The sequence below is a fragment of the Enterobacter sp. Ap-1006 genome (assembly GCF_011752835.1).
GTDB lineage: Bacteria > Pseudomonadota > Gammaproteobacteria > Enterobacterales > Enterobacteriaceae > Cedecea.
This window is the reverse complement of record NZ_VWWU01000003.1, coordinates 142,075-157,243: the sequence shown is the minus strand read 5'-3', so window position 1 is coordinate 157,243 and position 15,169 is coordinate 142,075. Positions and strand designations below refer to the sequence as shown.

Annotated in this window: 11 protein-coding genes; 4 read left to right on the top strand and 7 right to left on the bottom strand. The window is 58.0% G+C overall.

Translation table 11 applies throughout. The features are described 5' to 3' along the window. Positions 1-3 precede the first annotated feature (3 nt). The 3 genes from iucC to iucA are packed head-to-tail and all read right to left on the bottom strand — an operon-like array spanning position 4 to position 4,409. Positions 4-1,737, bottom strand: a complete 1,734-nt coding sequence (gene iucC, locus F3J28_RS08940) for an aerobactin synthase IucC (RefSeq protein WP_166875123.1) — start codon at positions 1,735-1,737, stop codon at positions 4-6. Then, positions 1,737-2,684: a N(6)-hydroxylysine O-acetyltransferase gene (gene iucB / locus F3J28_RS08935; RefSeq protein ID WP_166875120.1), complete on the bottom strand. Its 948-nt coding sequence runs from the start codon at positions 2,682-2,684 to the stop codon at positions 1,737-1,739. The genes iucC and iucB overlap by 1 nt, the downstream gene beginning before the upstream one ends. After that, entirely contained in the window at positions 2,685-4,409 is a 1,725-nt protein-coding gene (gene iucA, locus F3J28_RS08930; RefSeq protein WP_166876531.1) for an aerobactin synthase IucA, read from the bottom strand. It abuts the gene before it with no gap. Between the two features lie 132 nt (positions 4,410-4,541). On the opposite strand from iucA, the gene F3J28_RS08925 reads away from it, so the two are divergent. Both F3J28_RS08925 and F3J28_RS08920 read left to right on the top strand, forming a co-directional pair. Further along, complete coding sequence (locus F3J28_RS08925) at positions 4,542-5,753, top strand: MFS transporter (protein WP_166875117.1); 1,212 nt, start codon at positions 4,542-4,544, stop codon at positions 5,751-5,753. Between the two features lie 15 nt (positions 5,754-5,768). Then, positions 5,769-6,659 carry a siderophore-interacting protein gene (locus F3J28_RS08920; protein WP_008453422.1) on the top strand — a complete coding sequence of 297 codons (891 nt, stop codon included), beginning with the start codon at positions 5,769-5,771 and terminating at the stop codon, positions 6,657-6,659. A gap of 28 nt (positions 6,660-6,687) precedes the next feature. Here F3J28_RS08920 and F3J28_RS08915 read toward each other — a convergent pair whose 3' ends face one another. Beyond that, complete coding sequence (locus F3J28_RS08915) at positions 6,688-7,323, bottom strand: TetR/AcrR family transcriptional regulator (protein ID WP_166875114.1); 636 nt, start codon at positions 7,321-7,323, stop codon at positions 6,688-6,690. Between the two features lie 247 nt (positions 7,324-7,570). Here F3J28_RS08915 and bhsA point away from each other — a divergent pair, with 247 nt between their 5' ends. Then, positions 7,571-7,828 carry a multiple stress resistance protein BhsA gene (gene bhsA, locus F3J28_RS08910; protein WP_008453418.1) on the top strand — a complete coding sequence of 86 codons (258 nt, stop codon included), beginning with the start codon at positions 7,571-7,573 and terminating at the stop codon, positions 7,826-7,828. A gap of 105 nt (positions 7,829-7,933) precedes the next feature. Here bhsA and ldtC read toward each other — a convergent pair whose 3' ends face one another. The 3 genes from ldtC to melR form a co-directional block, all read right to left on the bottom strand. Beyond that, positions 7,934-8,908, bottom strand: a complete 975-nt coding sequence (gene ldtC, locus F3J28_RS08905) for a L,D-transpeptidase LdtC (RefSeq protein ID WP_166875111.1) — start codon at positions 8,906-8,908, stop codon at positions 7,934-7,936. Between the two features lie 150 nt (positions 8,909-9,058). Further along, positions 9,059-12,505, bottom strand: a complete 3,447-nt coding sequence (gene mfd, locus F3J28_RS08900; RefSeq protein ID WP_166875109.1) for a transcription-repair coupling factor — start codon at positions 12,503-12,505, stop codon at positions 9,059-9,061. A gap of 116 nt (positions 12,506-12,621) precedes the next feature. After that, positions 12,622-13,548 (bottom strand): transcriptional regulator MelR, encoded by a 927-nt coding sequence (gene melR / locus F3J28_RS08895; protein ID WP_166876527.1) that lies wholly within the window; start codon positions 13,546-13,548, stop codon positions 12,622-12,624. A 248-nt stretch (positions 13,549-13,796) separates the two neighbouring features. Between melR and melA the strand changes: the two genes are divergently transcribed. Continuing rightward, positions 13,797-15,152 carry an alpha-galactosidase gene (gene melA, locus F3J28_RS08890; protein WP_166876524.1) on the top strand — a complete coding sequence of 452 codons (1,356 nt, stop codon included), beginning with the start codon at positions 13,797-13,799 and terminating at the stop codon, positions 15,150-15,152. The last annotated feature ends 17 nt before the right edge of the window (positions 15,153-15,169 follow it).

Here is a 15,169-nt window from a genome sequence, read left to right as displayed (position 1 = left end):
AATTCAATCCCTGGTTACCAGCCACAGCGGGTTTTGCAGATCCTCGAGGTAATTCGGCAGCATGCGGCTGCCGCCGTCCTGGTCAGGCCAGGTCAGTTTTACCGGGTTCAGCACAACGCGGATGATTTGTGGCTTAAAGAGTGAGAAAAGCGCAAAACGCGCCGACATTTGCGGGTGTTCCTGCATGTAATCACTCAACACTGCGGCCAGCAGCTGATAAAAGCGTCTCTCCGGCACGCCAAGGCGGGCCATGAGCGGCGAAACAAAACGCAGCACCGTCACAAAATGGCCGGTCTGCAAATCATGAATTAAATAGTCGGCGCTCAGGCGGGCGGTCACATCCCGCACTTCCTGAGGCAGGGAGTCCATCTCCGGGAACTCATCCTTCACCAGACGCATATCGCCCTGAAAATCTTTCAGCAGCACGCGCTGCGGCACGCCGTCTTTCATGGCGAGCGTAATATTTTGTCCATGGGCGATCAGCGCCACGCCGTAGCGGCAGAGCAGGTGATACAGCGGCACCACCACTACGCGGAACATCTGCGTCAGCCAGGCTTCTGCATCCAGGCCTGAGCGGGCAATATAGGCCCCAATCAGCGGCTGATTGTTCTCGTCGCACTCCATCAGGGTCGCCATCAGAATTGGCGTCTCGTCAGGCTTCAGCCAGCGGGTCGGGTTCTCGCGCCAGATAACGCCCAGCATCTCCTGGTAGCGATAGGGCGCCTGAGCCAGCGCGGCATAACCTGCATGAGAAACATAGCCGGCAGCCGGTTCGCCGAGGATAACCGCCCCGGTTTTCACCAGTGTGCTGTCGGTAGCAAAGACGTTCTGCAGCCAGCGGGAAGCCAGCGGCCCGGCGGCAATGTACTTGCCCGGAATACCGCGGTAGCAGGAGGTGTTGTAAATTGTCAGCGGCAGCTTGATGTCTAACCCGCCCTGGCGGCTGGCGTTGGTCAGGGTGCGCAGAGACTGCTGGGCCAGCCACCGATCGCCAAATTCGCCCAGAGACACCATCTTGCCTTCGGCGAGATCGGCCACGAAATCCAGCGCAATTTTCTGCTGCCACTGCCACGGATGCACCGGCAGCGGCAGCCAGTTATCATCCAGGCCATTGTTCTGCCACGCCTGAGCAAAGCGGGCCAGCTCCTGCTCGTCCATCGCGGCGGCGATAAGCTGCTGAATATCCAGCTCGCTATCGCAGCGCCAGACCATATGTTCGCGTTTAACCGCCAGCCAGTGCAGCTGGAAGGTATTGGCATACTCCGGCGCATAGCGCTCCAGCGCCTCTTTGCCCCAGCCGCGACGCCCTTTGTTAAAGGCAAATTTCGGGTGGCCGCTCAGCAGGCACTGCAGGCGGTCAGCGTCGAGATCGATCAGGTTATCAGCGCTCATGCCGCGGCGCGCTTTCAGCAGCTGCAGGTCGCCCAGCAGCGTGGCGTACAGATCCTGCATATGCTCGGCCACGGTGGCGTCGCTCATCGACAACACAGGCTTGAGCTGCATGAGCAGCGTCTGCGCTAGCACAGGCTCGTCCGCACAGCGCAGCGTTTGCGCGTCTACCCACAGCCAGCCCCAGATGCCGCGCTCGGCGTTAAAATGCCACTCGGCCCCGGCTAAGCTGATGCAGTAGCGATTTTCGCCCAGCGATTCGGCCTGAAAAACCTGCTCGTACTCCAGCTCAGCCAGCATTTTGGCTACCAGCTGGCGGTTAACGAAATCCCAATCCTTGCGATTCATTACAGGCCTACCTCGCTAAAGAAGTTGTGGCGGTCTGCCATGACCAGGCGTGAACGCTTGTGCGGGAAGTCAAATTCCTTGCGCGTCACATAGCCCGCAGGCTCCAGATGCTTGAACAGGCGCTGGTTGTCGGCGCGCGGCTCCAGCACGGTGCGCTGGGTGCGAGGTTCGTCCAGCAGCAAATAGTGGGTTAAGCCACGCAGCCAGCTTTGTACATAGTGCGCGCCGCGCCACTGTTGCTCGCCCACCAGCAGATGCAGGCCGCGATCAAACGGCTGCCACGGGTAATGGCGGCCGATGCGATCTTCCGCTGCCCAGTAAATTTCGAAGTAGCTGAACGGCTGGTCGTCAAAGCAGCCGATCAGCGGAAACGCATGTTTGCCGGTGAGCTGGCGCTCCAGATACGCGGTTTGTACCTCCAGCGATCCGCTTTGCTCCCAGAAATAGTCCACGCGCGGATCGTTCATCCAGCGGGTAAAACGTTCTGCGTCCAACGCCGGATCGGCCACGCGGAAACTCAGCGTTTTGCGAACGCGTGGATCGTAACGGCGGTAAACTTCCCCGGACGGGCGGGCAGGGCGCAGCGGGAAATAGATCTCGCGCTCAGCGTCAAACACCATTTCGCCGGAAGCGTGATTTGCCGGAGCGCTGAGCCACAGCGGTTGCTGCCAGAAGGTTGCGCGGTGAACTATGTCGCTTTTCAGCAAATCGAACAGCACCAGCGCCTGCGGCTCTTCCCGCCATTCGGCGTAAGGCAGCACGATAGAAGTAAGCTGCGGCGCCGCGACAAACATCTGATCCAGCGCATCGCGCAGCCAGCCTGCAGGCAGTTCGCCCGGCCAGTGCAGGACCGCGCCGCCGTCCTGGCCCCAGCTCAGATTCAGAGGCTTATTGAGCTTTTCACAGCGCAGCCCGTGGCCGCCGTGAACAATAGATGCCTGAAACATTCAGCCCTCCTGAGCCAGCAGCGGGTTTACAAAGTCGAAATAAATCACCGAAGGATCGACGATGGTGTTTTCGTTATGGTCGTGCAGGTAGCAGAAGAAGTTCCCCTTCACGTTCCAGTGCGGGCTTTCCAGCACGTAGTCGAGGCAGGTTTTATGCGTCACCTCGTCACGCACGGCGCTAAGCGCGCTGCGTACACGGCTCATCAGGTTCACTTCGCTATCCAGCCCCGCAGCACCCAGCGCGGCGGTGACGGCGAAGGTCGAATTGACCAGCAGGTAATAAGGGAAGTAGCGCAGCAGCTGTTCGCGGGTGAAGACGTTTTCCGCCTGTGCTTCGCCAATCATGTCGAGCCAGCCTGCGGCATGCGGCATAAAAGCGCTGCCCTGGCAGTCGCGGTAGATAAGCCCGACCGGCAGATCCTGCTGCATTTCCACCAGAATATTTTGCTGGTGAGCGAGGAGAACCAGGCCGTAATCCGCTTCGGCGGTAAACAGCGGCTTCAGCACCTGCTGGCAATAGGCGTCGACCCAGGCGTGTGCAGCCTGTTTCGGCGTGATCCTAAGGCGAGTGCTCAGGCGGTTCACGGCGGCAACCAGCAGGGAGTCTCCGCCGTCCGGGGCTGACTGGGTCAGGGAAACCAGGACGTTAGTCTGGCTCTGCGGCTGCTCAACCAGCAGGTTTTCGCGCAGGGCAAACAGGCTTTCTTCCATGATGTTGCCGTGGAGATCGCGCAGTCCGGCCCAGCCGTCCTCCTGCATCACGCGGAAGGTCGGGAAGCGGGCCTGCAGCGTTTGCCAGCGGTCAGTTTGCGCCAGGCGCGCCAGGCGCATGCCGCGTTTGACTTCTTTTACCGACAGCGTACGCACGGAGTTGGTCAGGCGCACGCTCAGAGAAAACTTGATCATGTCGCGGCTGGTGGGGCAGTAAAGCGAGCGTGATGACGTGGTCGGCAGCCATGGTGCACCGGCTTCGCCTAAATCTTTCACCAAACCTTTGGCGACCAGCTGCTGGCACCAGTCCTGCTCCAGCAGATAGCCGGCCTGCCACGGATGCAGCGGGAACAGCCATTGATTGTCGCTGAGTTCGCTCAGCAGCTGCGGCGCATTTTCAGCCGCAAAGCGCGTCAGGCGCTGCTGCAGATTGAGGTGCAGACTTTCGCCCGCCAGGTAGCTTTTATCTACGGCGAACCAGCGCAGCGGGAAATGCGGGGCGAAGTCAGGCAGATAGCGCTCGGCTTCCTGCTGGTTAAACGGTTCGTGGGATTTTGGCGCCGGGTGGAAGGCGTGTCCCACCAGCAATGCCTGCTCGGCTTCGCCAAAATTCAGCGTTTTTTCGCGCAGCCCATTCCAGTCATGACGGGCTTCAATCGCCTGCTGCGTGTGGGCATGGCTTTCCATTACGCGCTGATAAAACGCTTCGCAACCGGTGGCTGGCAGCATCTGCTGGTGCTGGAGTTTATCGACAATCATCTGGGAAAGGGTGGCGAAGTCTATCGGCTGACTGCCGGTGGCAGTGACCAGACGAGCCGGGAATTCGAAGCGGTGATGCTGGGTGGGAGAGAAATAGGCCACTTTGAAGTAGAGCGCCTGCCGTTCCCCCAGGGGGATAATGAGTTCGGCTGGGTGGCTGTCGGTCAGTCGCCAGTCGCTGGTTTCACGGACAAGGGAATTAAGAAAGCACTGTGCGGCCACATCCCAGGCCAGAGTTTTATTTGGCAAAGTCATCATCAAACAGTTTCCACGCGTTATGATAATGCGAATTCTGCCGATAACGTTTCTCATTATCAATAACAATTGTTAGAATAGATAAAATTAATTTTACAAATACGCACAATAACCACACGGGTTAGTAACATTTTGACATCGCTTGAACTGGCGGATTCGCCGCAAAAATCCCTTTCCTGTTGGCCACTTGCGCTGAGCGCCGGGCTGCTTGGCGTCGGGCAAAATGGCCTGCTGGTCGCGATCCCGGTGCTGGTGATGCAGACACATCTGAGCCTGTCCGTCTGGGCGGCATTGCTAACGCTTGGGTCGATGCTGTTTTTACCGTCCTCGCCGTGGTGGGGGAAACAGATCGCGCGCCTCGGCAGTAAGCCCGTCGTGCTTTGGGCGCTGGGAGGATATGGTGCAAGCTTTATGCTGCTCGGACTTGGTTGCCTGCTGCTGGCCACGGATGCGGTCGCGGGTTATCTCGGGCTGGGCATATTGATTGTGGCGAGGATTATCTACGGCTTGACCGTGTCGGCGATGGTTCCGGCCTGCCAGGTCTGGGCGCTGCAGCGTGCCGGGGAAGGAAAGCGCATGGCGGCGCTGGCCACGATCAGCTCCGGGCTGAGCAGCGGGCGCTTGTTTGGCCCGCTTTGCGCCGCTGGCATGCTGGCGATTCATCCGCTCGCCCCGTTGGGACTTCTGATGGTGGCTCCGCTGCTGGCGCTGGTGATGCTGTTACGTTTGCCGGGCACGCCGCCGCAGCCAGCAGCCGAACGTAAAAGCGCTCGTCTTCGGCCCGATTGCCTGCCTTATCTGCTTTGTGCCTTGCTGCTTTCGGCCTCGGTCAGCCTGATGCAGCTGGGGCTCTCTCCGGCGCTTGGCCGCCAGTTTGCCACGGATACCGCCGCAATTAGCCATCAGGTTGCCTGGCTGCTGAGCCTGGCCGCGGTGGCTTCGCTCTCCGCACAGTTTGGCATTCTCCGGCCACAGCGCCTGAAGCCAATGGGGCTCCTGCTGAGCGCCGGGCTGCTGATGATCGTTGGCCTGGCGATGATGATTTCCGTTCAGCTGTGGCTGTTTTACGTCGGCTGCGCGGTACTGTCGTTTGGGGCCGCGCTGGCGACCCCGGCCTATCAACTGTTGCTGAACGACAAGCTTGCCGATGGGGCAGGGGCCGGCTGGGTGGCGACCAGCCACACTCTGGGCTACGGGCTTTGCGCCATGCTGGTGCCGCTGGTATCAAAAACGGGCGCTGAGGCAGCGCTGATTATGGTGGCCTTTTTAGCCGCCGTGTTATTTACCGTGGTGTCCGGCGTTATCTGGCGCAGCCGCCACCGTTCACGTCATTCTGTAATTTAAGCGTAAGGAAAAGTTATGGCTGGAGTTCAGGGCTATCGTCTGTTCAACGTTCAACTGGCGCGGAAAACGGCCGTGTCGCCTTCGCTGCTGAGCCTGGTATTTAGCGGGCCTGATGTGGCGCAGATGAAATGTGACTCGCCTGATCAGCGTATTAAAATGCTGTTTCCCTCCGAAGACGGGACGCCGCCGTCGCTGCCTGCCGAAGGGCAGTGGTACCAGATTGCCCAGGGGATGCCAAAAGAGAAGCGCCCGGTGATCCGCACCTATACGCTGCGCCATGTCGATCCTGCCCGTCAGGAAGTGACGGTGGAGTTTGTCAGCCACGGCACTGAAGGCCCGGCTTCCGCATGGGCGATTAATTCTGTTCCCGGCGATGCTATCCAGATTGTGGCCCCTAACGCCGCCCACCCGGAAGACAGCGGCGGCTATGAATGGACGCCGCCTGCCGGGCTGCGAAACGCGCTGATTATCGCTGATGAGACGGCTTTGCCCGCCGCACGAGGCATTCTGGAAATGCTGGCTCGCCAGGCTCAGCCGCCAAAAATACAGGCCTTTTTTGAGGTGCCGGACGAAGGGGACTGCGTGGACTTAAGCGCCTATGGCTTCGCCGAGATCAACTGGCTGCCGCGTAAAACTGTCTCTGCCACCCACGGCGAATGCCTGATTCAGGCGGTAAAAATGCAGGCGAGGGTACCGGAAAGCGGCCATCACGAAGCCGTCCAGGAAGAGGCTGAAGGCGAACTGCTGTGGGATAAAGCCACCACCGGTAGCAACGAGTTTTACGGCTGGGTAGCGGCGGAGTCGACGGTGGTTAAGCTGCTGCGCCGCCATTTGATTGGCGAACGTGGCGTTGAGCACGAAGCCATTAACTTTATGGCCTACTGGGCGAAAGGGCGAGTTCGCTAGTGAAAAGGGCGGCCATTGGCCGCCCTTTTCAGATCTTCTTCAACTGCGGCATCAACATCACCGTGGTTTTCACAATCTGCATTAACTCTTCATAGCTGGCGTTTTCGCGGGCGCTGACCGACATCCCCTGAATGATGCAGCACAGGTATTTTGCCAGGCAGCTAATGTTACGTTCCGCCGGGATCTCGCCTTTTTGCTGGCGCATTTCAAGGAAACGCACCAGCGTTTGTTCCTGCACGGCATGGCGGGCTTTTATCGTTGCGGCGATGTCTTCCGACGACGCGGCCAGCACGGATGAGGTGCAAATGATAAAGCAACCAGCGGGCGTGCTCTTATCGGTAAAACATTGCGCGACCGCGGAAAGATAGTTCTCCAGCGCGGCTTCCATGGTCTGCTCTTCACAGAACAGGCAGGCCTCGTGCTTCGCCGCAAAGCGCGCGATATAGCGATCCAGCACCGCGCGGAACAGGCCTTCTTTGTTGATGAACTCCGCGTAGAGCGTTGGGGCCTTTGCCCCGGTGGCTTCTACCAGATGCGCCATGGATGTTGCTTCATAGCCATGCTGCCAGAAGAGTGTCATGGCCTTGTCGAGTGCTGCTTCCCTGTCAAACACTTTTGGACGGCCACGGCTTTTTTTGCTGCAACTTAAAGTCTCGGTTGCCATACCTGCCGTTTAACCTCTGTCTAATTAGTGAACACTTATTATAAAAATAATCGGCGGCGGTAGCCAGTGCCACGTTATGAAAAATAATTATTTCTTATCACAATGAAAAATAGCGCTTTTTTTAATTAATTAACGGTCGTTATTAAAATGTGTTGACGTGTGACGTGGATCACGATTATGATTTAGTTATCGATCGTTAACTAATTAAGTTTAACGACCTAACATTCACCTGCTTAGGACCTGAATCATGAAAACCTTAACTACTCTGTTCGCTGCCGCTGTGATTAGCTCACTCTCATTTGCAAGCTTTGCGGCGGTTGAAGTTTCTGCTACCCCTGCTGGTCAGCAAAAAGTTGGCACCATCAGCGCCAATGCGGGCAGCAACCTCTCTTCCCTGGAAGAACAGTTGGCCGCGAAGGCCGATGCAATGGGCGCTAAATCGTTCCGTATTACCTCCGTTAACGGTCCGAACACCCTGCACGGTACTGCCGTCATCTATAAATAAGCCAGACGTTAACCCTCAATACGTTTGACCTTATTCGTTATATGCCACTGCAAGCAAAAGGCCCTGTCGTAAGACAGGGCCTTTTTTTACGCATAAAACCTGAACTCAGATTTCGTTGTTCGACTGGTCAGCCGCATGGGCACTGACGTTGATCGGCATCCCGGAACGGTGCTCCATGGCCTGTTCCATCACCTGCGCATCGGTTTTAGGTGCGTTGCGGAACTGCGTCATCTGCTCGTTCAGCACAATAGGCAGGATTTTTGGATCGTCATCAATCGCTTTGGACAGCGGCTGGTGAACTTCAACCAGGCGGGAGCCATCCGGCTCAACGGACGCTTTGATTGGCGTGTTGATGATGCGCACTGAAGTGCCGACCGGAACCGTGTTGAACAGCGCTTTGATATCGCCGTCGCGCAGGCGGATACAGCCGGAGCTGACTCGCATACCGATGCCGAAGTCCGCGTTGGTGCCGTGCAGCAGGTAAACGCCGCCGAACGCCGCCAGGCGAATCGCGTGGTGCCCCATTGGGTTATCCGGCCCGGCAGGAACCACGGCCGGGAGCTTAATGCCCTGCGCCAGGTAACGCGCGCGAATATTGGCCGTTGGCGTCCAGGTCGGGTTGGCCCGTTTGTCAGAAATTTTTGTCACCATCGTCGGGGTCAGCGTGTCTCCGCCCAGTTGGCCAATGCCAATCGGGTAAACGGTGACGCTGTTTTTCCCTGCCGGGAAATAGTACAGACGCAGTTCGGCGAGGTTAATCACAATTCCCTCGCGTGGGACATCTGGCAGCAGCATCTGGCGCGGGATGGTCAGCACGCTCCCGGCTCGGGGCACGTAAGGATCCACGCCCGGGTTGGCCTGCAGCAACGCCAGGAAACCGACGTTGTACTTTTTGGCAATGGCCTCCAGCGAACCGCCGTCGTTTTCAACCTGATGGAACAGGTTTTTGCCGATCAGGCGGCTGTTAGCGGCGGGAAGCGGATAATCGTTAGCGCTGGCGGGCAGCGCCATGGCCGCGGCACCCAGTAAGGCGGCGGCGGTAAACCAGCGGCGGAAAGACAAAGTACGCGAAGCAAACATAGCTTAAACCCTGCGATTTTAATGGTTAATTTTTGAGGCAGATAAACGCCAATTATCGCTGAGCTGCGTGTCGGGAAGTCCTGGGGATTGCAAAGAGTGTGTAAATGTCACAGAAAATTGCGCCTTACCGGGCGGTAAGGCGCAGAGGCGTCAGGCCGCGGCGTTTTCCGCCAGGCTGCGCATAAAGTTGCGCACCCATTCCATGCGCGTTTTTCTGTCCTCAAGCTCCTGGAAGAACTTCAGTCGGGTAGGGCCGTCAAGGCGGTAATGCTGCGGCTGCTTCTGCAGCAGGCCAATCAGCCACACCGGATCAACGTGGTTTTTCTCCGCGAACTCGATGGTGCCGCCTTTTTCATTGCCCTCAATCTTACGCACGCCCAGCTTCTGTGCCTGCTGGCGCAGCGCGGCGATGTCCAGCAGATTACGTGCCGCATCCGGCAGAAGGCCAAATCGGTCTATCAGCTCAACTTTCAGCTCGTCCAGCTCGTGCTCGCCTTTGGCGCTGGCGATGCGTTTGTAGAACGACAGGCGCGTATTGACGTCGGGAATAAAATCATCCGGCAGCAGGGCGGGCATTCGCAGCTCGACCTCTGTCTGGCTGTTGGTGAGATCTTCCAGCGAGGGCTCGCGGCCCTCTTTCAGCGCATCGACGGCGTTTTCCAGCAGCTCCATGTACAGCGAGAAGCCGATAGTTTCCATCTGCCCGCTCTGATCTTCCCCCAGCAGCTCGCCCGCGCCGCGAATTTCCAGGTCGTGGGTGGCTAACGCGAACCCGGCACCTAAATCTTCCAGCGAGGCAATGGCCTCCAGGCGTTTTTGCGCGTCCGTGGTCATTGCCTTCGGGTGCGGCGTCAGCAGCCAGGCATAGGCCTGGTGGTGAGAACGCCCGACGCGGCCACGCAGCTGGTGAAGCTGCGCCAGGCCAAAGTGGTCGGCCCGCTCGATGATGATGGTATTGGCGGTCGGAATATCGATCCCGGTTTCGATGATCGTGGTGCACACCAGCACGTTAAAACGCTGGTGGTGGAAGTCGTTCATCACCCGCTCCAGCTCGCGCTCGCGCATCTGGCCGTGGCCGATGGCAATACGCGCTTCTGGCACCAGTTCAGCCAGCTTATCGGCGGCTTTCTGAATGTTTTCGACGTCGTTGAAAAGGTAATACACCTGGCCACCGCGCAGCACTTCACGCAGGATGGCTTCCCGCACCACCAGATTGTCGTACTCGCGCACGAAGGTTTTCACCGCCAGGCGGCGTGCCGGAGGCGTGGCGATAATCGACAAGTCGCGCATGCCGCTCATTGCCATATTCAGGGTTCGCGGAATAGGCGTTGCGGTCAGCGTCAGAATATCCACGTCGGCGCGCATCGCTTTGATGCGCTCTTTGTGGCGCACGCCAAAGCGGTGCTCTTCATCGACAATCAACAGCCCAAGATCGCGCCATTTCACGTCGGCCTGCAGCAGCTTGTGGGTGCCGATCAGAATATCGATTTTCCCAACGCTTGCCTGTTCCAGAATTTGGGTCTGTTCTTTGGCGCTGCGGAAGCGGGAAAGCATTTCAATGCGCACCGGCCAGTTGGCGAAGCGGTCGCGGAAGTTGTCGTAGTGCTGCTGAGCCAGCAGGGTCGTCGGCACCAGTACCGCCACCTGTTTGTTGTTTTCCACTGCCAGGAATGCGGCACGCATCGCAACTTCGGTTTTACCGAAGCCCACGTCGCCACACACCAGCCTGTCCATCGCCAGCGGGCGACACATGTCACTCAGCACGGCGTTGATGGCCTGAGCCTGGTCCGGGGTAGTTTCGAACGGGAAGCTGTCACAGAACAGCTGGTACTGCTCGCGATCATGCTTAAAGGCAAAGCCTTCTTTGGCGGCGCGCATCGCATAGATATCCAGCAGCTCGGCGGCGACATCGCGGACTTTCTCCGCTGCTTTTTGGCGGGCGCGGGACCAGGCATCGCTGCCCAGCTTGTGCAGCGGCGCATTTTCGTCGGCGCCGCCCGCGTAGCGGCTGATCAGGTGCAGGGACGAAACCGGGACGTAAAGTTTGGCGTCGCCCGCGTAGGTCAGCATCAGGTATTCGGCGGTAATGCCCCCAGCTTCCAGCGTGGTCAGCCCGGCGTAACGACCCACGCCGTGTTCCAGGTGAACCACCGGCTGGCCCGCATGCAGCTCGGCCAGGTTGCGGATCAGCGTGTCCGGGTTAATGGTGCGGCGGCTGTCCTGGCGACGGCGGCTGACACGCTCGCCCAGCAGGTCGCTTTCGCAAATCAGCGCCCGGTTGCGCAGGGTATCAATAAAGCCGTGCTCGCTGGCGCCGATCATCAGATAGCGGCCGTTATTTTCGGCTTCTTCCAGGCGGTAAATGCGTTTTGGTGCGATTTTGATGCGGCCCAGCAGTTCGCCCAGCGCTTCACGGCGACCTTCGCTTTCGACCGAGAAAATCACTGGCCCGGTGAAGGACTCGAGGAACTTCCGCAGGCTGTCCAGCGGGGCTTTTTGCTGCGCCTGTACGGCCAGATCCGGGAGCGCCTGATAACCCAGGTTCACGTTGGCGGCTTTCTTCGCCAGCGAATCCGTTTTGAGCTGCACGCGCGGCCAGGCTTTCAGCTCGCTAAACAGCGAGTCTGTTTTCAGCCACAGATCTTCCGGCGGCAGAAGAGGGCGCATCGGATCCACGCCGCGATTTTCAAAGCGGGCGTTTGCGTCCAGCCAGAAGCGCTCGGCGCTGGCTTCCAGATCGCCGGTGTTCACCAGCAGCGTGTTGGCCGGGAAATAGCTAAACAGCGTCGGCAGCGGTTCGCTGAAGAACAGCGGCTGCCAGTATTCGATCCCGGCAGGCAGCGTGCCTTTGCTCACCTGCTGGTAGATATGTTCGGCGTCGCGCTTGACGTCGAACTTGTCGCGCCACTGGCTGCGGAACAGCTCAATGGCGTTTTTGTCGGTCGGGAATTCATGGGCCGGCAGCAGATTGATGGCGTCCACTTCTTCCAGCGTGCGCTGAGAATCCACGTCGAAGACGCGCAGGCTGTCGATTTCATCGTCAAAGAAGTCAATGCGGTATGGCTGGGTGCTGCCCATCGGGTAGAGGTCAAGCAGGGCGCCACGGGTGGCAAATTCGCCGTGCTCCATTACCTGATCGACGCTGCGATACCCGGCCTGTTCCAGCTGCGCGCGCAGGTTATCCCGCGACAGGCGCTGGCCTTTTTTCATCACCAGCGCGTGGCCGTGCAGGTAGCTGTGCGGGCAAACGCGCTGCATCAGCGTGTTCACCGGCATGATCAGCACGCCGCGCTGCATGGTCGGCAGCTGGTAAAGCGTGGACAGGCGCGAGGAGATGATTTCCTGATGCGGCGAGAAGCTGTCGTACGGCAGCGTTTCCCAGTCGGCGAGATTGACCACCAGGTTGTCGGTGAACTGGGTGATTTCATCGTGCAGGCGCAGCGCGTTTTGCATATCCGGGGCAATGAGCACCACCGGGCCGCTATGGCGTTCAACGATTTCGGCGACTTCGGTCGCGCAGGCTGAACCGGTCAGCTCGCCCAGCAGGCGTTGTTCTGCGGGTTTACTCGGTAGGTCGTAACGGGCATGTTCAGGCATAGTCAGCGCGCGTTCTCCAGAAAGCCGTGTTTTCACGGTAATAATATAAATTTTCTCTACTTATTATCCGTGATGGCGGCGCGAGTGCAACCGCTGAAAATAGCGAGAGATGCGGTTCAGAGCATTTGTCGTTTCTGCTGGCTGAGCTTGCGATATTGCTGGGGTGACATACCGACGTAGCGGCTGAAGGTGCTATAGAATCGGCTACTGGATCGGAACCCCGCGGTCATCGCCACATCGAGGATGGTTTTGTCAGTGTCGCTGAGCAGAGCGCGTACGTGATTAACGCGCATCACCGTAATGTACTGTTTTAACGTGAGCTGCATGACGCGCTGGAAAATACCCATTGCATAGTTGGCATTGAGTTTTACGTGATCTGCGACGTCGTTGATGGTCAGCGCCTGATCGTAATTATCGGCAATAAAGCCCAGCATCTGGCTGACATAGAATTGCGCGTGACGGGAGACGCTGTTCTTGTGGGTGCGCGAGGTTTTGTTAAGCAGGATAGGCTGCCATCCCGAAAGGCTAAAGCGCTTAAGCATCAGACCAATTTCATCGATCGCCAACTGCCGGATCTGCTCGTTCGGGCTGTTGGCTTCCTGCTGCCAGCGCAGGACTTCAAAGGTGCTGAGCTGCTGGGTCTCGAGTGATTTCACCACCATGCCGTGAGTCACGTGGTTAATGAGTTCGCGATCCAGTGGCCAGGAGAGAAAGAGGTGCATCGGCAGGCTCAAAATCGCCATTTGCCGGCAGTTGCCCGGGCGCGTTAACTGATGCGGCGTACAAGCCCAAAACATCGTGATATGGCCCTGTTTGATCTGCACCACTTCGTTGTTAATCAGATATTCCACGTCGCCATCAAACGGCACGTTAACCTCCACCTGACCGTGCCAGTGGCTGGCGGCCATAGCATGTGGTCGACGGAGCTCAATATCCATACGCTGATATTCAGAATAGAGTGACAGCGGACTGCGAGTCTGCTTCTCATCGCCGTTGCACATATGCGGGTCAGGCGGCAGAAAGGTAATTGGCTCATCGATCATCGTCACTCCATTTCCTGAATTATCAGAATCATGCCAGCAGTACGGATTCAGTCTCCGTCTCTTCAACAGATATTAGCCTGGCTAACAGGCCGGATACTCTGCTTTTTAGTCTATTTATTCCCAAAAACTCAGATTTTGTAGCGATCGACATCAGATCTGAGTTTCCGGGAATGCTCCATGGGGAAGATGGAGGTTTTTGCCGGGGGCGCGTGCCACGATGAAGACGTTACCTACTGTTCTGGAGAGTGATAATGACAGCCCCAAAAATTACCTTTATCGGCGCGGGTTCGACCATCTTCGTTAAAAATATTCTGGGCGATGTTTTTCATCGCAAAGCGCTCAGGTCGGCACACATTGCGCTGATGGATATTGACGAGACGCGTCTGGAAGAGTCACACATCGTGGTGCGCAAACTGATGGATTCCGCCGGGGCATCCGGCTACATCACCTGTCACACCGATCAAAAAACAGCGCTGCAAGGGGCGGATTTCGTGGTGGTCGCGTTCCAGATTGGCGGCTATGAGCCTTGTACCGTTACCGATTTTGAGGTGTGCAAGCGTCACGGGCTGGAGCAAACTATCGCCGATACGCTAGGCCCCGGCGGCATTATGCGCGCCCTGCGCACCATCCCGCATCTGTGGCGGATCTGCGACGATATGACCGAAGTGTGCCCGAATGCGACGATGCTCAACTACGTTAACCCGATGGCGATGAACACCTGGGCAATGTATGCCCGCTACCCGCATATCAAGCAAGTGGGCCTCTGTCATTCGGTGCAGGGCACGGCTGAAGAGCTGGCCCGTGACCTCAACATTGACCCGGCCACGCTGCGCTACCGCAGTGCCGGGATAAACCATATGGCGTTCTATCTTGAGCTGGAACGCAAAACTGCGGAAGGGCATTACGTCAACCTCTATCCGGAACTGCTCGCAGCTTATGAAGCGGGCCAGGCCCCGAAACCGAATATTCACGGCAATGAACGCTGCCAGAATATTGTGCGCTATGAGATGTTTAAAAAGCTGGGCTATTTTGTCACCGAATCGTCAGAGCACTTTGCGGAATATACTCCGTGGTTTATCAAGCCGGGGCGTGAAGATCTGATTGAGCGCTATAAAGTGCCGCTGGATGAATACCCGAAACGCTGCGTCGAACAGCTGGCGAACTGGCATAAAGAGCTGGAAGAGTACAAAACGGCGGAACGCATAGATATTAAGCCGTCGCGCGAGTATGCCAGCACGATTATGAATGCCATCTGGACCGGTGAGCCTAGCGTAATTTACGGCAATGTCCGTAACGACGGGCTTATCGATAACCTGCCGCAGGGCAGCTGCGTTGAGGTCGCCTGCCTGGTGGATGCCAACGGCATACAGCCTACAAAAGTTGGGGCGATTCCGTCGCATCTGGCCGCCATGATGCAAACCAACATCAACGTGCAGACGCTGCTGACCGAGGCCATTCTGACCGAAAACCGCGCCCGCGTTTACCATGCGGCGATGATGGATCCTCACACCGCGGCAGTCCTGGGCATCGACGAGATTTACGCGCTGGTGGATGACCTGATTGCCGCCCACGGCGACTGGCTGCCCGCCTGGCTGCATCGCTAATAAAAAACGACGCCGGG